The sequence below is a fragment of the Streptococcus sp. 1621 genome, from assembly GCF_013276615.1.
Classification (GTDB): domain Bacteria; phylum Bacillota; class Bacilli; order Lactobacillales; family Streptococcaceae; genus Streptococcus.
Window position 1 is genome coordinate 12,691 of the sequence record NZ_VMLJ01000033.1, and the last position, 18,790, is coordinate 31,480.

The 18,790-nt window shown below is 41.6% G+C and carries 16 protein-coding genes and 2 tRNA genes; 1 reads left to right on the forward strand and 17 read right to left on the reverse strand.

Annotated elements, in window-relative coordinates:
• Positions 1-81: 81 nt before the first annotated feature.
• The 9 genes from HT697_RS07245 to parE form a co-directional block, all read right to left on the reverse strand.
• Positions 82-153 (reverse strand) — tRNA-Gln (locus tag HT697_RS07245).
• A gap of 9 nt (positions 154-162) precedes the next feature.
• A tRNA-Tyr gene (locus HT697_RS07250) sits at positions 163-243 on the reverse strand.
• Positions 244-292: 49 nt separating this feature from the next.
• Entirely contained in the window at positions 293-523 is a 231-nt protein-coding gene (locus HT697_RS07255) for a DUF2969 domain-containing protein (protein ID WP_173252866.1), read from the reverse strand.
• A 97-nt stretch (positions 524-620) separates the two neighbouring features.
• The gene (locus HT697_RS07260; protein ID WP_061439366.1) at positions 621-2,588 is read right to left on the reverse strand and encodes a peptide ABC transporter substrate-binding protein; all 1,968 of its coding nucleotides are present in this window, start codon (positions 2,586-2,588) and stop codon (positions 621-623) included.
• Between the two features lie 22 nt (positions 2,589-2,610).
• Positions 2,611-3,633 (reverse strand): branched-chain amino acid aminotransferase, encoded by a 1,023-nt coding sequence (locus HT697_RS07265; protein WP_173262729.1) that lies wholly within the window; start codon positions 3,631-3,633, stop codon positions 2,611-2,613.
• Between the two features lie 134 nt (positions 3,634-3,767).
• Positions 3,768-6,239: a DNA topoisomerase IV subunit A gene (gene parC / locus HT697_RS07270; RefSeq protein ID WP_173252869.1), complete on the reverse strand. Its 2,472-nt coding sequence runs from the start codon at positions 6,237-6,239 to the stop codon at positions 3,768-3,770.
• Between the two features lie 481 nt (positions 6,240-6,720).
• Positions 6,721-7,281 carry a GTP pyrophosphokinase gene (locus HT697_RS07275; RefSeq protein WP_173217573.1) on the reverse strand — a complete coding sequence of 187 codons (561 nt, stop codon included), beginning with the start codon at positions 7,279-7,281 and terminating at the stop codon, positions 6,721-6,723.
• Between the two features lie 29 nt (positions 7,282-7,310).
• Complete coding sequence (locus HT697_RS07280) at positions 7,311-8,138, reverse strand: aminoglycoside 6-adenylyltransferase (protein ID WP_173262732.1); 828 nt, start codon at positions 8,136-8,138, stop codon at positions 7,311-7,313.
• 27 nt (positions 8,139-8,165) lie between these two features.
• Positions 8,166-10,109 carry a DNA topoisomerase IV subunit B gene (parE, locus tag HT697_RS07285; RefSeq protein WP_173262735.1) on the reverse strand — a complete coding sequence of 648 codons (1,944 nt, stop codon included), beginning with the start codon at positions 10,107-10,109 and terminating at the stop codon, positions 8,166-8,168.
• Between the two features lie 135 nt (positions 10,110-10,244).
• On the opposite strand from parE, the gene plsY reads away from it, so the two are divergent.
• On the forward strand, positions 10,245-10,886 hold the full coding sequence (gene plsY, locus HT697_RS07290) for a glycerol-3-phosphate 1-O-acyltransferase PlsY (RefSeq protein ID WP_173262738.1): 642 nt from the start codon (positions 10,245-10,247) through the stop codon (positions 10,884-10,886).
• Positions 10,887-10,919: 33 nt separating this feature from the next.
• Here the strand turns inward: plsY and HT697_RS07295 are convergent, their stop codons facing one another.
• The 8 genes from HT697_RS07295 to HT697_RS07330 form a co-directional block, all read right to left on the reverse strand.
• A complete protein-coding gene (locus HT697_RS07295; RefSeq protein ID WP_049513683.1) occupies positions 10,920-11,876 on the reverse strand; it encodes an ABC transporter permease in 957 nt (318 codons plus the stop codon).
• 2 nt (positions 11,877-11,878) lie between these two features.
• A complete protein-coding gene (locus HT697_RS07300) occupies positions 11,879-12,937 on the reverse strand; it encodes an ABC transporter permease (RefSeq protein WP_023942990.1) in 1,059 nt (352 codons plus the stop codon).
• Positions 12,930-14,465 carry an ABC transporter ATP-binding protein gene (locus HT697_RS07305; protein WP_000929812.1) on the reverse strand — a complete coding sequence of 512 codons (1,536 nt, stop codon included), beginning with the start codon at positions 14,463-14,465 and terminating at the stop codon, positions 12,930-12,932. Before HT697_RS07305 ends, HT697_RS07300 begins: the two co-directional genes overlap by 8 nt.
• Positions 14,466-14,608: 143 nt before the next feature.
• Positions 14,609-15,661, reverse strand: coding sequence for a BMP family protein (locus HT697_RS07310; protein ID WP_049524889.1), 1,053 nt, complete (start codon positions 15,659-15,661; stop codon positions 14,609-14,611).
• An 89-nt stretch (positions 15,662-15,750) separates the two neighbouring features.
• A complete protein-coding gene (locus HT697_RS07315) occupies positions 15,751-16,140 on the reverse strand; it encodes a cytidine deaminase (protein ID WP_000246098.1) in 390 nt (129 codons plus the stop codon).
• The gene (gene deoC, locus HT697_RS07320; RefSeq protein ID WP_054392738.1) at positions 16,127-16,789 is read right to left on the reverse strand and encodes a deoxyribose-phosphate aldolase; all 663 of its coding nucleotides are present in this window, start codon (positions 16,787-16,789) and stop codon (positions 16,127-16,129) included. The genes HT697_RS07315 and deoC overlap by 14 nt, the downstream gene beginning before the upstream one ends.
• Before the next feature lie 19 nt (positions 16,790-16,808).
• Positions 16,809-18,086, reverse strand: a complete 1,278-nt coding sequence (locus HT697_RS07325; RefSeq protein ID WP_173217583.1) for a pyrimidine-nucleoside phosphorylase — start codon at positions 18,084-18,086, stop codon at positions 16,809-16,811.
• The gene (locus tag HT697_RS07330; protein ID WP_319946291.1) at positions 18,083-18,673 is read right to left on the reverse strand and encodes a class I SAM-dependent methyltransferase; all 591 of its coding nucleotides are present in this window, start codon (positions 18,671-18,673) and stop codon (positions 18,083-18,085) included. The genes HT697_RS07325 and HT697_RS07330 overlap by 4 nt, the downstream gene beginning before the upstream one ends.
• Between the last annotated feature and the right edge of the window lie 117 nt (positions 18,674-18,790).

Below are 18,790 nucleotides of genomic sequence, written 5' to 3' on the forward strand. Positions count from 1 at the left end.
TTCATATCATTCACGTCTTTCAATTATAAAAATAAAATACCCTAAGATATTTTGCTTTTTATCTTGATTATTACCTAAGAACTGGGGTAGCTGGATTCGAACCAACGCATGAGGGAGTCAAAGTCCCTTGCCTTACCGCTTGGCTATACCCCATTGATAAAATGGAGAGAGAGGGATTCGAACCCCCGAACCCGAAGGAGCGGATTTACAGTCCGCCGCGTTTAGCCTCTTCGCTATCTCTCCTACAATCAACATGGACTATTATATCATGAAAATTTCAAAAAAACAAGACTTATTTTGCTAAATTATAATTTTCAATCAAAATTTCTATAGCTTTTTCCAATTTTTTATAAAAACTATCGACATTCCTATTCTTTATGATGGCAAATTGTCCATCTAATTCGGCAATTTCTCCGATAACTTTTTTACCGATAGTCAAGGTATAGCCTTCAAAACTGTCTTTTCCTACATTAACTTTGGCATCTGCTACTTGAATTTCAATTTTTTTATCTTTCTTACTCATTTCATACCTCTCTTCACTTTCTCTATTTTACAAGAAAATCCTAAAACTAGCAAGAAAAAACTCTATATCAGGCTTGTCTGACATAGAGTTTTCTACTTTATTTAATATGCTTTTCTAGTTCTTTTTGGTACTTACTATTTGATTCCAATTTTTCTTTTTGCCATTTTTTAAGAGCTTCGTCATATTCTTTTGTTGTAACAATATCTTTTTGCAATTTCATTCCTTTAAAGATATATGGATCCCCCTTAATACCAACTTGTGAGTATGGTTTTGAGAATGGTACTACGTTACTTACAACTGGAGAACCACCAGATGAAGCTGTTGGCATCAATAATGAACTATCTGTCAACCAAGCTTGAGCTTTGGCATATTTTTCATATCTCTTCTCTAAGTCAGTGGTCTCAGAAACAGCATCTTCTAACAACTTCTTATATTGATCCAAACCAAGTTTAGCGACAACATCCTTATCTTTTCCTTTCGTAATACCAAGGTGTTTCATAGCAGAACCAGATTTTGGATCCATAATATTCAAGTAAGACGCTGGATCTTGATAGCTTGGAGCCCATCCTGTACTATTCAAATCATAGTCTTTTTGAGAAGGAACACGCGCTTGTGATGTAATCGTTTCTTTTTCATTATCTGTCATTTGAAGTACATCGATGACAACATTTTCAGCCCCAAGAGTTGATTCAATAGACTGTTTGAAAGAGTTGCTTTGTTGAACGGCGATAGTATCTGTTTGTTCAACCGGGACATCCAAGTGAATTGGGAAGGTTACCCCTTTAGATTCCAAGTCTTTCTTAGCTTTTTCGAAAGCAACTTTAGCCTTTTCAGGGTTGTAGATAGAATCTTTACCGTCAACTAGCTCAACACCTTTCCATTGGTCACCATAGTTCACCAACTCTGCTTGAGCGATTTGACCAAAGTTCTTACCACCTGCTTGTACGAAGTTATCTGGAACAAGGCTGTTACGAATAATCTTGTCCGCACCATCTTCACCGTTTAGCTGGGCAGCATAAGAATGACGGTTGAAGGCAAAGTTGATAGCCTGACGGAAGTCCTTATTAAGCATAGCTTCTTTTGTAGAAGTCTTTTGCTCTTCGCTTGTTTTCGCAGTTTTATTGTATGACTGACGATTTACGTTAAAAGTAAAGTAATAACTACTTGAATCCTGTGGGCTATAAGTGATTTTATCTCCGTATTGTTCCAAAGTTGAAGCAAAGTTTGAACTACTTGGGAAGAGACGGGCTGTCGTATAAGCACCAGAGGAGAAGCTACGGATCAAAGACTCCTGATCTGAACCATCGTAGTAAGTCAATTTAATCTTCTCAATTTTAACATTTTCTTTATCCCAGTAATTTGGATTTTTTTCATATTCAATCAACGATTTAGAAGTCAATGTTTTTAAGAAATAAGGTCCATTGTAGAGAATCCCTGCTGGGCTAACCTCTCCGTAATTCTTTCCAGATGCCTTTAAAAACTCTTCATTTACAGGCAACATCGTCGCTGTTGTAACTTTTGAATTCCAGAAACTTTCTGGCGCATTCAATGTATACTCAACTGTGTAGTCATCCAAAGCTTTAACACCAACTGTAGAGAAATCATTGGTTTCACCAGTCATATAGGCGTCCAAGCCTTTGATTGAATTTTGGATGAGAGAGACACCGTCTGACTTACCATCAGCAACGTGTTTTAGTCCTGTCACAAAGTCATGGGCTGTTACTTCTGCGTATTCTTCACCTTCTGAAGTGTACCATTTCACTCCTTTACGAAGTTTATAGGTATAAGTCAATCCATCTTTTGAGACAGACCAATCCTCAGCCAAAGAAGGAATAACATTACCATATTTATCATTTTCCATCAAACCATCAACGACATTCCCGATAATATCTGTTGTGGATGTACGCGTTGCTATGCTGTAGTCCAAGGATGCTGGATCCACTGCATAGACATAAGAAAATGTTGTCGGAGCATCTGCTTCTTTATCAGCTTTTCCACAGGCTGCTAAAAGAGCTGTTGTGCTTAGGACCACTCCTGCTGTTAAGAGCCACTTTTTCGATTTCATAAAAATCTCCTTTAATATATTTTTAATCTACTTTTACAATCCAACCTTCTGGCGCTGAAATATCACCAAACTGAATTCCTGTCAATTCATCATAGAGTTTACGAGTCACAGGTCCTACTTCTGTCTCACTATAAAATACATGGAAATCATCACCGTGCTGAATACCTCCAATTGGAGAAATAACCGCTGCTGTACCACAGGCACCTGCCTCTACAAAACGGTCAAGGTTATCAATTGGGACATCTCCCTCAATAGGAGTTAAGCCCAAGCGGTGTTCTGCCAAATAAAGCAAGGAATACTTGGTAATAGATGGCAAGATAGATGGACTCAATGGCGTTACAAATTCATTATCAGCTGTAATTCCAAAGAAGTTAGCTGATCCGACTTCTTCAATCTTTGTATGAGTTGAAGGGTCTAGGTAAATAACATCTGAGAAATGACGTGACTTGGCCAATTTCCCTGGCAAGAGACTTGCAGCATAGTTCCCACCAACCTTAGCTGCACCTGTACCATTTGGCGCTGCACGATCGTATTCATCCTGAATCAAGAAGTTGGTTGGAACCAATCCACCCTTAAAGTAATTTCCAACTGGCATAGCAAAGATGGTGAAAATGTATTCCTCTGCTGGTTTAACCCCGATAATATCTCCAACACCAATCAAAAGAGGACGAAGATAAAGGGTTCCACCTGTTCCATATGGTGGTACGTATTCTTCATTCGCGCGGACAACTGCCTTACAAGCTTCTACAAACATGTCTGTCGGAACTTGTGGCATCAAGAGACGATTACAAGTACGTTGCAGACGTTTAGCATTTTCGTCAGGACGGAAAAGTTGAACACTACCATCCTTAGTACGGTAAGCTTTCAAACCTTCAAAGGCTTGTTGACCATAGTGAAGACTTGGAGAAGACTCTGAAATATGCAAGGTTGCATCCTCTGTAAGCTCTCCTTGATCCCATTGTCCATTTTTAAAATGAGCAATATAGCGATAAGGTAATTTCATATAGGAAAAACCGAGATTTTCCCAATCAATCGTTACTGTCATATTCCACTCCTTATTCTAAAAATCTATTTCTTATATTCTACACTATTTTTCTAAAATAGCAAGTATATTTTGTAATTTTCAGAAAATTTCTTCAATAAAAAGAACCAGCTCTTAGAACTGATTCTTCATTTCACTTATTTAGCTTCAGTAAATACTTCTTTAAGGTAAGCGTCAAAAACTTCTTCATCTGAAATCGTGTCAGAGATGAAGCTACCGTTACTTGTGCGTTCTGACAAATTCAAGTCTTGCAATCGACTTTCATAGATTGTTCCTTTGTTAGATTGAACAAGCAGAGTTTGGTCATTCTCGTCCACTTCTGTACTAAAGAGGTCACCAACGAAGCCTTGTTCTGCAACTGCTCCTGCCAAGAAGACACGGTGCGGTTTGTTTTTCAACTCACGCAAGACTTGAAGTCCTCGTTTGGCACGGCTGGTTGCTGGAATTTCCTCAACAGAAACACGTTTCAAACTTCCACGCTGAGTCAAGAGGTAGAAAGATGATGTATTGCAAATAAAGGCTGCTTGGAGGACACCATCTTCTTTCAAATTCATAGCCTTGACACCTGCAGCCTTGGCACCTACAACCGGAACCTCTTCGATATTGAAACGCAGAGCATAACCGTTTTGGCTAATCAAGAGAATATCATCTAGTTTAATCGGAGCCACTGCTACAATCTGGTCTGTCTCGTCTTTGAGCTTAGCATACTTGACAGACTTAGATTTATAGGTCCGCCATGGGGTGAATTCTTTTCGTTCTACACGCTTGATTTGACCGAGACGAGTCGCCGCAAAATAGGTTGTCGCATCAGCGAACTGTTCCAGTACTTCCGCATAAAGAATTTCTTCATTCGCTTCAAAATTTGTAATGGTCTGGCTCAGGTGCTCTCCGATGTCCTTCCAACGAATATCTGCCAATTCATGGATTGGTCTGTAGATGACATTTCCAAGACTTGTGAACATCAAGAGGTGCTGGGTTGTCTTGGCAGATTGAACAAAAATCAAACGATCGTCATCACGTTTGCCAATTTCTTCCAGAGTGGAAGCCGCAAAGGAACGTGGGCTGGTACGCTTGATGTAACCTGCCTTGGTCACGCTGACGTAGGTATCTTCCTCTGCAATCAGACTAGCTGTATCAATCTCGATTACTTTCGCAGTGTCTTCTAAGCTACTCAAACGCGGAGTCGCAAACTTCTTCTTAACCTCACGAAGTTCTTTCTTCATGAGATTGTACATAGTCCGTTCATCCCCGATAATAGCAGCAAGCATGGCAATCTTTTCACGAAGTTCGGCTTCTTCTTCCTGTAAGACAACCACATCGGTATTGGTCAAACGGTACAGTTGCAAGGTTACGATAGCCTCAGCCTGCTCTTCTGTAAAATCATAGCTGACCTTGAGATTTTCCTTGGCATCAGCCTTATTCTCAGAAGCACGGATAAGCGCAATGACTTCGTCCAAAATCGAAATCACGCGAATCAAACCTTCGACGATATGGAGACGTTTTTCAGCCTTTTCCTTATCAAAGCGTGAACGCGCCAAAATCACTTCACGACGGTGGGCAATATAGCTAGACAAGATTGGAACGATCCCAACCTGACGAGGTGTGAAATTGTCAATCGCCACCATGTTGAAGTTGTAGTTGATTTGTAGGTCAGTGTACTTGAAAAGGTAGTTGAGAACAAGCTCCGTATTAGCGTCTTTCTTAAGTTCAATAGCGATACGAAGACCATCACGGTCAGACTCATCACGAACCTCAGCGATTCCTGCTACCTTGTTATTGACACGGACTTCATCGATTTTCTTGACTAGATTGGCCTTATTAATCTCATAGGGAATCTCAGTGACAACAATTTGTTCCTTACCACCTTTTAGCTTTTCAATTTCGGTCTTGGAACGAACAACCACGCGCCCTTTTCCGGTTTCATAAGCTTTCTTGATTTCATCACGTCCTTGGATGATAGCTCCTGTAGGGAAATCTGGCCCAGGCAAGAATTCCATGAGTTTTTCAACTTTGGCCGTTGGATGGTCAATCATGTAAACCGCCGCATCAATGACCTCAGCCAAATTATGGGGAGGAATGTCTGTGGCATATCCAGCCGAAATACCAGTCGAACCATTGACCAAAAGATTTGGAAAGGCTGCTGGCAGAACAGTCGGCTCTTTTTCGGTGTCATCAAAGTTCCAAGCAAAAGGAACGGTCTTTTTCTCGATATCTTGAAGAAGGTAGCCTGCAATCTCAGACAAACGCGCCTCAGTATAACGCATAGCCGCAGGCGGATCACCGTCCATAGAACCGTTATTACCGTGCATTTCGACTAGAATCTCACGATTTTTCCAGTCCTGTGACATACGGACCATGGCATCATAGATGGAACTGTCACCGTGTGGGTGAAAATTCCCCATGATATTCCCGACAGACTTGGCCGACTTGCGGTAGCTCTTGTCAAAAGTATTGCCATCCTTATTCATCGAATAAAGAATGCGACGCTGAACCGGCTTCAAGCCATCCCGAATATCTGGCAAGGCCCGGTCTTGAATAATGTACTTGGAGTAGCGACCAAAGCGCTCTCCCATAATGTCCTCAAGGGACATGTTTTGAATGTTACTCATATAGGATACAGAGCCCGTAAAATACCAAGTGAAAATAGAAAATTCTTGAAGTAAGCAAGCTCACAAGAGAATTTATCTTTTTCACCCAGCATTTAGGGCGTGTTCAACTCCTTTCAAAGAATATAGAGTAGGTTTTTACAGAAAAGGTGTTCAGTTAAGATATAAAGGGACGATTCGGCTTGCCGAAAATTTCTGTAGAAAAATAGGAAATCGATATAGGGTTCAATGAACCCAAGTAGATTTCTCTTGTTTCCTAAGTCTTAGTCCCGTGTTCAGTTACGATAAGTAACCAAACTATCCTTTCTGTAGTTTAAAGTGTTTAAAATTTATTGATTCGGTTAGTATTAAGGAATTTTCACATAGCATTTAGGGCGTGTTCAACTCCTTTCGAAGAATGGAGAGTAAATATTATGGAAAAAGAAAAAATATAGAGTAAGTGAGTTTCACCCAATTCCTGTATCGTCATTTCCACTTGAAGTGTCTACTTCACAAATCCTCGTTTATACTTGATATGACTAGCGATATTGCTATCTACATCTTTCTTATCCCAAAGTTGGAGTTCCCATGGATAGTGAAAATTACTTTTATTTTTAAAATAGATATGAATACCGACATAGCCATCTTTATCACGTAAATACCAGTTTTTTAGTCCGTACAGCTCTTGCCAATCATCTAATTCCTCCATGACTTGAGCAATCTCTTTGGAACTTAAAATCATACGAGCACCAAAAATATCATTAAGAATTGAATTCACAGGATAGCCCTCTTGACGCTCTGAAAAACGTGTAATTTTATCTAAAATAGACTCAGAAGTTTTGACACGATAAACATAGGCAATATCTTGGACATCCGCTTTCATCAGATAATCATTAATTGACTCATGTAAATTCAGACGGTAGGCCAAAATCGCTTTCGTCGGAACTTTTGAAAAGGTATGCTTGAGATTGATTTTTTCCACCTTACCCGTTTTAAAATAATCTTTAGAATATTCTCGATGAATACGATTAATCTCTGTAATGAGGCGTTCCACTTTTTCAATCATGAGTCTTCTCCTCTCGCTTTTTCATTTTTCTAGTTATTCCCAAACTTCTTCACTCTTTCCTCAGCATACTTAATCATCTTCTCAGCCACTTCCTTATCGTAGCCAAAGCCCATCTTGTGAGCAAGGGAGTGAGCTTCTTGGTGGAAAAGTTGCATCGTAGCAAACAAAGACTTAGTAAGTTTCTCTACACTTGAAAAATCAAGCAGATTCGAGAATTCCTTTTCTTTCTCAGCAGGTAAATAGTTAAAGAGATATTTATAATTCTTGCCGACGTCTACTTTTCCCTTATCACTTGCTACCTGCCAAGCCAAAATTTTCAAGAATTCTTGTTGACAAATGCCGTAGAGATGGTCAGTGGCATAGATGACTTGCTTACGACAGATTCCTTTGACCACGTAGGCTGACACCCACCAAAATTCATTGCAGGAATTTTTAAAATCTGTCTCAGTAGCTGGATGTATCCAGAAACGCTTTGGACTGGGATAATATGACTCAAACAGGCTCTTCTCATCTTCTAAAACTATGAATTTCGACTCGCTATCTACCCATTCTTTCATGTGTTCTTTAGGGCAGAGGGTCAAATCAATGCGATTACCATCTTCAAAGAGCATGAGAAATAGACGGCGATGTCCCAACCTAACCTCTTGCTCAATAATACGTTTACCAAATTGGCCCAGCCAAGATAAATCTGAAATCAGCTCGTCCAGATTCTCTACAACATAGACTACATCGTAATCTTGAAATTCATCTTGTGGTGCTTGTGAATTTGTCCGTGAACCAGACATGGCGACAGCCGCGACTTGTAAGGTTTCAGCAGTCTTTAAAATTACATCGAGCATTTCTGTTTCAGTTCTCATGTTTATACCCATTCATTAAAAACTAACTTAAAATACTGTCACTTCTTCTAGCGTAAACTTGACATTATCCTCAATCCACTTACGTCGTGGTTCGACCTTGTCTCCCATGAGGACATTGACGCGGCGTTCGGCGCGGGCTAGGTCTTCGATTGTGACACGGATGAGGGTACGGGTTTCAGGATTCATAGTTGTTTCCCAGAGCTGGTCCGCATTCATCTCACCAAGTCCCTTGTAGCGTTGGAGGGTTGCGCCTTTACCGAACTGCTTACGGAGTTCTTCTAACTCGCCATCTGTCCAAGCATAGGCCACTTCTTCTTTCTTGCCTTTCCCTTTTGACATCTTGTAAAGAGGTGGAAGGGCGATATAAACATGTCCTGCCTCAACTAGCGGACGCATGTAGCGGTAGAAAAATGTCAAGAGTAAAGTCTGAATATGGGCACCGTCGGTGTCCGCATCGGTCATGATAATGATCTTGTCATAGTTGGCATCTTCAATAGAGAAGTCCGCTCCAACACCTGCACCGATAGTATAAATCATGGTATTGATTTCTTCATTTTTGAGAATATCCGCCATCTTGGCCTTGGCTGTATTGATAACCTTACCACGAAGAGGCAAGATAGCCTGGAACTTGCGGTCACGACCTTGTTTGGCAGAACCACCAGCAGAGTCCCCCTCTACTAGATAGAGTTCGTTCTTAGCAGGATTTTTAGACTGGGCTGGGGTTAATTTACCAGACAGCAAGCCCTTGTCTTTCTTGTTTTTCTTACCATTACGGCTCTCATCACGTGCTTTTCGTGCCGCTTCGCGAGCATCACGCGCCTTGATAGCCTTGCGGATGAGGTTAGAAGCCAATTCACCATTTTCCATAAGGAAGAAGGTCAACTTATCCGCCACAATTCCATCCACAACGGGACGAGCCAGTGGGCTTCCCAATTTGTCTTTGGTCTGTCCCTCAAACTGCAAATGTTCTTCAGGGACTAGAATAGAGAGGACAGCCGCTAGTCCCTCACGATAGTCTGAACCTTCAAGGTTTTTATCTTTTTCCTTGAGAAGCCCTGTTTTACGTGCATAGTCATTCATGACCTTGGTAATGGCAGACTTGAGTCCTGTCTCGTGCGTTCCACCGTCCTTGGTGCGAACGTTATTGACAAAGGACAAAATATTATCTGAAAATCCGTCATTATACTGAAGAGCTACTTCCACTTGGAAACCGTTGTCTTCACCTTCAAAGTAAAGGACTGGCGTCAAGGTCTCCTTGTCTTCGTTGAGATAAGAAACAAAGTCCTGCACCCCATTTTCATAATGGAACTCAATCGCTTCATCTGTTCGCTTATCTGTCAGAGACAAGGTCACATTTTTCAAGAGGAAAGCTGATTCATTAAGACGCTCTGAAATGGTATTGTACTTAAAGTCTGTCGTAGAAAAGATGGTCGCATCGGGCATAAACGTAACTTTGGTACCTGTTTTAGACTTGGGCGCTGTACCGATTTTCTTCAAAGTCGTAACAGGTTTTCCACCATTTTCAAAACGTTGCTTGTAGACTGCACCGTCACGAGTGATTTCTACCTCCAGCCAACTAGATAGAGCATTTACAACGGAAGAACCAACCCCGTGGAGACCACCAGATGTCTTATAACCACCTTGACCAAATTTTCCTCCTGCATGAAGAATGGTAAAAATAACCTCAACGGTCGGAATTCCCATAGCGTGCATACCAGTCGGCATCCCACGACCATGGTCTTGAACCGTTAAACTGCCATCTTTATTGATGGTCACATCAATACGGTCACCAAATCCAGACAAGGCCTCATCAACTGCATTGTCGACGATTTCCCAGACGAGGTGATGGAGACCTGCCCCATCAGTCGATCCGATATACATCCCTGGACGTTTTCGGACCGCATCCAACCCTTCTAGCACCTGAATGGCATCATCATTATAATTGTTAATATTGATTTCCTTTTTTGACACAAGGAACCTCCTATTCGTTCATTTTTACTATTCTACAGGTTTTCTAAGGATTTTGCAAAATTTTTCTTTCTCCGGTGTGACAATTTCAGTAGAGATTCTCTGCCTTTCTTTCCCAATTCATGATATAATAGGAGTATGATTACAATAGTTTTATTAATCCTAGCCTATCTGCTGGGTTCGATTCCGTCCGGTCTCTGGATTGGACAAGTATTCTTTCAGACAAATCTGCGCGAACATGGTTCTGGTAATACAGGAACAACCAATACCTTTCGCATTTTAGGCAAGAAAGCGGGTATGGCGACCTTTGTGATTGACTTTTTCAAAGGAACTCTAGCAACACTTCTTCCGATTATGTTTCATCTTCAAGATGTTTCACCTCTCGTCTTTGGACTTTTGGCTGTCATTGGCCATACCTTCCCTATCTTTGCAGGATTTAAGGGTGGTAAGGCTGTCGCAACCAGTGCTGGAGTGATTTTCGGATTTGCGCCTGTCTTCTGTCTCTACCTAGCAGTTGTTTTCTTTGGATCTCTCTATCTAGGTAGTATGATTTCGCTGTCTAGCGTCACAGCATCTATCGCAGCTGTTATCGGAGTTCTACTCTTTCCACTTTTTGGTTTTATCCTGAGCAACTATGACCCTCTCTTCATCGCTATTATCCTAGCACTTGCTAGTTTGATTATCATTCGGCATAAGGATAATATCACACGTATCCAGAATAAGACTGAAAATCTTGTTCCTTGGGGATTAAACTTAACCCATCAAAATCCTAAAAAATAAACGCCAGTTGTGAACTGACGTTTTTTTGTATACTTATTTTGATTTGATATAGTTGATACCATCTGCTTTTGGTGCGACTGCTTTTCCAAAGAAGGCTGCCAAGACAAGAATTGTCAAGACATAAGGTGCGATTTGAAGATAAACTGTTGGCACTCCTTGTAGGAACGGCAACTGAGAACCGATAACAGCCAAACTTTGTGAAAGTCCAAAGAAGAGACTAGATAGCATGGCTCCGATTGGATTCCATTTCCCGAAAATCATCGCAGCAAGGGCGATAAATCCAGGTCCAACAATAGTTGTCACTGAGAAGTTAACTGATATGGATTGAGCATAAATAGCTCCACCAATTCCACCTAGGAAACCTGAAATGATAACCCCTAAATATCTCATCTTGTAGACATTGATTCCCAAAGTATCCGCTGCTTGAGGGTGTTCACCGACAGAGCGAAGACGAAGACCAAAGCGAGTCTTAAAGAGAATAAACCAAGCAAGGAATGAGAAGGCAATCGCCAGATAACCAAGTAAACTAGTTGACTTGAAGAAGATATCACCGATAACTGGGATATTTGCCAAGACTGGGAAATCAAAGCGTCCAAAAGTCTGACTTAGATTGTCGGTTTGTCCTTTGTTATAAAGTACTTTCACCAAGAAAACAGCCAAGGCTGGCGCCATCAAGTTCAATACCGTACCGCTGACAACATGGTCTGCACGGAAATGCACCGTCGCAGCTGCGTGAATGATAGAAAAGATTCCCCCTACCAATCCTGCTACAAGCAAAGATAGCCATGGAGTTGCTGCTCCAAATTGTTCTGCAAATTCAAGGTTAAAGACAACTCCAGAAAAGGCACCCATAACCATAATTCCTTCAAGGCCGACGTTTACCACACCACCACGTTCAGAGAAAACACCACCGATACTTGTAAAGATGAGGGGTGCTGAGTAAATCAGCATAGAAGACACCAAGAGGGTGAGCAAGGTTGTAATAGACATCTTTACTTACCTCCTTTAACTTGTTTTTTCGGTTTGACAAAGCGTTCGATAAGGTAATGAACACTGACAAAGAAGATAATAGACGCTGTTACAATGCTGACAAGCTCAGACGGTACCTGCGCTGCATTCATACCAGGAGCTCCAACTTGGAGAACACCAAATAGGAAGGCTGCAAAGAGAATACCAATTGGTGAGTTTGCCGCAAGCAGACTAACCGCCATCCCGTTAAATCCGACAGCTAATGATGCCCCTTGAACATAGACGTTCTGGAAGGTTCCAAGTCCTTCAACAGCACCACCAAGACCAGCCAAGGCACCTGAGATAATCATTGATAGGATAATAGTCCGTTTGGCAGAAATACCAGCGTATTCTGATGCGTGAGGATTAAGACCAACCGCACGGATTTCAAAACCAAGAGTTGTTTTCTTGAGCATAAACCAAATAACTGCAACCGCAATGATAGCAAAGAAAATACCAATATTCATCCGCGAATTCCCAGTCAACTCAGCCAACCAAGGGGTCTGGTAGGTTGCATTAGCCCCGACACGAATCGTCGAATCTGTACTTTGCATGAAATCTTTAGGGAAGGCATGGATAAAGGCATTTCCTACATACAAGACAATGTAGTTCATCATGATAGTTACAATGACCTCTGACGTCCCTAGATAGGCTCTAAGAATACCCGGAATCGCTCCGACAATCCCTCCAGCAATCAAGGCAATCACGATAGTTGCTAGAATCATCAAGGGACGTGGCATATCTGGATGCGACAAGGCAAACCAACCACTGAGAATCCAACCTGCCAAAGCCTGACCAGGAAGCCCGACGTTAAAGAAACCTGCACGACTGGCAACGGCAAAACCAAGACCAATCAAGACCAAAGGTCCCATAGCACGGAAGATTTCTCCAATTCCACGCAGACTGCCAAAGGCTGTATAGAACAATTCTTCGTAGCCCCAAATAGCATCATAGCCGAAGATCCACATGACAATGGCTCCAAGTAAAATTCCAAGGAAGACAGAAATCAAGGGAACCGAAATTTGTTGTAATTTTTTAGACATCACTCTTCTCCTTTCCCAAGTTTCCACCAGCCATCAAGACACCAAGTTCTTGTTTATTGGTTGTTTCTGGTGATACAATACCTTGAATCTTACCATCGTGGATAACGGCAATACGGTCTGAGACGTTTAAAATCTCATCCAATTCAAAGCTGACAACAAGGACAGCCTTGCCATTATCACGCTCTTCAATCAAGCGCTTGTGGATATATTCAATGGCACCGACATCCAAACCACGAGTTGGTTGGCTGACGATAAGGAGATCAGGATCTCGATCAATTTCACGAGCAATAATTGCTTTTTGTTGATTTCCTCCTGAAAGTGCAGCTGCAGGAACAAATTCACTGGCAGCACGAACATCAAACTCTTCCATCAGCTTTTTAGCATAAGAAGTAATATTTGAATAGTTCAAAATTCCATTTTTGCTATGTGGTTCTTTGTAGTAAGTTTGAAGGGCAATATTTTCAGAAATCATCATTTCCAAAATCAAACCATCACGGTGACGGTCTTCTGGAACGTGCCCAACACTTAGTTCTGTAATTTGTCGTGGGTGCAAGCCTACAATTGAATCTCCTTTTAGCTCAATGCTACCAGATTCTACCTTGCGAAGACCTGTAATGGCTTGAATCAGTTCAGACTGACCATTTCCATCAATCCCCGCAATCCCAACAATCTCTCCCGCTCGAACATCCAAGGACAGATTTTTCACAGCTGGAACACCACGGTTTTCATTGACCACCAAATCTTTGATTGACAAGACCACTTCTTTTGGTTGAGATGCTTGTTTCTCTGTCTTAAAGGAAACAGAACGTCCTACCATCATTTCTGCCAAATCAGCATTGGTAGCCCCTGCAATTTCGACGGTTTCAATTGATTTCCCACGACGAATAACTGTAACGCGGTCAGAAACTGCGCGAATCTCGTCCAACTTGTGAGTAATCAAGATAATTGATTTTCCTTCTTTGACAAGATTTTTCATAATAGCCATCAACTCCTCAATTTCTGATGGAGTCAAGACAGCAGTTGGTTCGTCAAAAATAAGAATATCAGCTCCCCGATAAAGGGTTTTTAAAATTTCTACACGTTGTTGGGCTCCAACCGAGATGTCTGCCACCTTGGCAGAAGGGTCCACAGCTAAGCCATAACGTTCAGAAAGAGCCTTGATTTCTTTGCTAGCTCCAGCGATATCTAGCACACCATTTTTAGTCAATTCACTACCTAAAATGATGTTTTCAGCCACCGTGAAAGCCTCTACCAACATAAAGTGCTGGTGAACCATTCCGATTCCCAAGCCAGCTGCTTTAGATGGGGAGTCAAGGTTGACAACTTGACCGTTGACCGCGATTTCACCACTAGTTGGTTCAAGAAGGCCTGCTAACATGTTCATGAGCGTAGACTTACCAGCCCCATTTTCTCCTAAAAGTGCATGAATTTCACCTTTTCGTAGGTGCAGGTTGATTTTGTCGTTGGCAACAAATTCACCAAACACCTTGGTAATATCACGCATCTCAATGACATTTTCGTGTGCCATGTGCTCTTCCTTTCAGAGTCTTATTTTATTTCAATAAAACTTGCTAGTTTGTCTAGTAGCAAGCTTTACTGAGACAAAATGACTTTGTCTCAACTCTTAAAAAAGCGACCGATGGCCGCTTCCTAAGAAATAACTTCCATCCATTATTTTGCAGGAACTTTTACGCTTCCATCAAGGATTTTAGCTTTAGCATCTTCGACAGCTTTTTTACCTTCTTCTGAAAGGTTTGTTACTGCCAAGTCAACCCCTTTATCTTTCAATGAGTAAACGATCACTTGACCGCCAGGGAATTCACCTTTTTCTGCCTTGTTAGAAATATCTTTTACAGTTGTACCAACTTGTTTCAAAGTAGATGCAAGAACAAAGTTTGATTCTTTGCCATCTTTAGAAGTGTATTTACCTTCTGCTTCTTGGTCACGGTCAACACCGATAACCCAAACTTTTTCATTTTCAGGACGGCTTTCGTTGAGTGATTTTGCTTCTGCAAAGACACCAGCACCTGTACCACCAGCTACTTGGTAAACAATATCTGCACCAGCTGCGTATTGTGCTGCTGCAATTGTTTTACCTTTAGCAGCATCACCAAATGAACCAGCATAGTCAACTTGTACTTTGATAGATGGGTCTACTGAGGCAACACCTGCCTTGAAACCAGCTTCAAAACGAGAGATAACTTCTGACTCCTGCCCACCTACAAAACCAACTTGTTTTGTTTTAGTTGTTTTTGCTGCAGCTACACCTGCAAGGTAACCTGACTCATTATCAGCGAAAGTTACGCTCGCAACATTCTTTTGATCTTTAATCACATCATCAATCAAGACATAGTTCAAGTCAGAATGTTCTTTAGCTGCTTCTTCAACCGCATTGTGAAGGGCAAAACCAACACCGAAGATTAGGTTGTAACTTCCAGCCGCTTGTTGCAAGTTGTTAGCGTAGTCAGCTTCACTTGTTGATTGGAAGTAAGTGAAACCGTTATCTTTTGAAAGATTGTGTTCTTTACCCCAAGCCTGCAAACCTTCCCAAGCTGATTGGTTGAATGATTTATCATCAACACCACCAGTATCAGTGACGATTGCTGCTTTTGTCTTCACATCAGAAGATGAATCTGCCTTACGAGAAGAGCGGTTACCACATGCAGCAAGTCCAACTGCTGCCACTGCTACTAGGCCAAGACCTAGCCATTGTTTCTTGTTCATTACTGAACCTCCTAAATAAGATGTGCAACGATGTTGCAAGTATGGATTGGTTGGCCACAAGGACCGTGCCACTCAAAGAGCGACTCAGACTAATTTAAGTCTGTAAAAGAATATGGAAGTAATTCCCCGACCGTCATCTCGACCGTCGATTTATCTTTTGCGACTAAGGTCACTTTTAGATCTTGTTCAAAAAATTCGACCATTACTTGGCGACAAGCACCACATGGTGAGATTGGTTTTTCAGTTTGACCATAAACAATCAGCTCTGAAAATTCTCTTTGCCCTTCAGAAACTGCTTTAAAAATCGCTGTACGCTCTCCGCAGTTTGTCAAAGGATAGCTAGCATTTTCGATATTCACTCCCGTGTAAACACTGCCGTCTTTGGCTACTAAAACTGCTCCGATAGGAAAGTGAGAATAAGGGACATAGGCTTTCTTGCTGGTTTCAATTGCCAGTTCAATCAACTCAGTAGTCGCCATCTGCCAATTCTCCTTTTAGAATTGCTACTCCAGCTGACGTTCCGATACGGGTCGCACCTGCTTCGACAAAGGCAAGAGCATCCTCATAAGAACGAGCTCCACCAGCAGCCTTGACACCCATATCAGGCCCAACTGTTTCACGCATCAATTGAACATCTGCTATCGTAGCGCCACCAGTTGAAAAGCCAGTAGATGTTTTAACAAAATCAGCTCCTGCTTTTTGGGCTAATTGACAAGCCACAACTTTTTCTTGATCTGTCAGAAGGCAAGCTTCAATAATGACTTTCACTAACTTGTCACCACTTGCTTCTACAACAGCACGGATGTCCGATTCAACCAAGGCTAAATTACCTGATTTGAGAGCCCCAACATTGATCACCATATCAATCTCATCTGCACCATTTTGGATAGCTTCTTTTGTCTCAAAAGCTTTCACAGTTGAAGTTGTTGCCCCCAAAGGGAAACCTACTACTGTGCAGACCTTGACATCTGTGCCTTCAAGCCCTTTTTTGGCATGTTCAACCCAGGTCGGATTAACGCAAACACTGGCAAAATCATACTCCCTAGCCTCAGACAACAAACAATCAATTTGATTTTCTGTTGCATCTTGTTTTAAAAGCGTATGATCGATATATTTATTTAATTTCATATTCGGATTCTCCTGCTGTTTATGAGATAATTTCTATAATTTCTCGTAAACTTTGCACCCTATCATTTATTTTAACATATTTTTGAAAATCTGTAACTAGCTGAGGAGAAATTTTTCCATTTGTGTATACTTTTGCAACAATTTCTCCCTTTTGAACGGAATCTCCAACTTTCTTTTCAAAAACAATTCCTGTCTCATAGTCCAAGGCATCAGACTTGACTGCACGACCAGCTCCCAGTCTCATAGCATAAAGCCCAAATTCCATAGCCGGAAGAGCAGAAATGACACCCGTTTCCTGAGCAGGGATTTCCACCACATGGGCAACATTGACTGGGCGATAGAGGTCCTCCAAGTCTCCACCTTGGGCTTGGACCATCTCCTCAAACTTAGCCAGCGCTTGACGATTTTCAAGATGTTGGCGAACTTCTTCAACTGTCTTATTTATATTTGCCAGGCCAAGCATAATTTGAGCCAATTCACAGATGAAGTGGGTAATATCCTGACGGCCTTGCCCTTGTAAAATCTCCAATGCTTCAAGAATCTCCAGACGATTTCCAATCGCTCGTCCCAAAGGCTGGCTCATATCCGTAATCACTGCTACTGTCTTCCGTCCAACAGCCTTACCAAGTTCCACCATGGTTTGAGCCAATTCACGCGCCTCATCAACCGTCTTCATGAAGGCACCCTCACCGACAGTCACGTCTAGCAAAATAGCATCCGCCCCTGCCGCAATTTTCTTGCTCATCACCGAACTCGCAATCAAAGGAATCGTGTCGACAGTTGCGGTCACATCACGGAGGGCGTAGAGAAGCTTATCAGCTTTGACCAGCTGGTCTGATTGCCCAATGACAGATACTCCAATATCCTGAACCTGACGAATGAAATCTTCTTGACTGCGCTCGACTTGATAGCCCTTAATGGACTCCAATTTATCAATTGTTCCACCAGTATGGCCGAGACCACGACCACTCATTTTTGCCACAGGCACACCAAAGCTAGCAACAAGAGGAGCCAAAATCAAGGTCACCTTATCACCAACACCACCCGTAGAATGCTTGTCAACTTTCACACCATCAATGACAGACAGGTCAAACTCTTGCCCAGTCTTAACCATATTCATCGTTAAATCAGAAATTTCACGAGTCGTCATTCCTTTGAAATAGACAGCCATAGCAAAGGCAGACATCTGATAATCAGGAACCGTTCCTGACACATAGCCTTCAACTAACCATTCAATTTCACTCGAAGTCAGTTCTTGACCGTCTCGTTTTTTTTGGATTAAATCAACTGCTCTCATTCTTTCACACTTCTAAGGATATAGTATCCCTTGTCTTTTTTAAGGATTTCACAATTTCCAAACACATCTTCCATCTTAGACTTAGCACTTGGAGCCCCTTGTTTCTTCTGGATGACGATTGTCAAATCACCACCAATTTCCAAGAAATCTTTACTTTTCTCAATGATTTCATGAACCACTTGCTTTCCTGCACGGATAGGAGGATTAGAAATGACGTGGTCAAAATTCCCTTCAACTTGTTCATAGATGTTGGACTGGAAAATCGTCGCTTCTACTTTATTTCGTTCAGCATTTTGTCGCGCCAAATCCAAGGCACGATTATTGATATCAACCATGGTCGCCTGAACTCCGTAAACCTTGACCAAGGACAATCCTAATGGACCGTAACCACAGCCTACATCTAGGACTGTCTCTCCTTGGTTGACCTCAAGACACTTGAGCAAGAGTTGACTTCCAAAATCAACCATCTTTTTGCTAAAAACACCTGCATCCGTCAAAAAGGTCATTTTTTCTCCCAACAATTCTACTCTCAACTCATGAATATCGTGAGCAGCGTCAGGATTTTCTGCATAATACATTTTACTCATGAAACTATTTTACCATAATTTGACTTAAATTGTAAATCGTTTACATATCCAGAATGAGACAAAAAGATTGAAGGAAGTTGCTTTACAATAGCTCCCCTTCAATCTCTTTCAACTTTT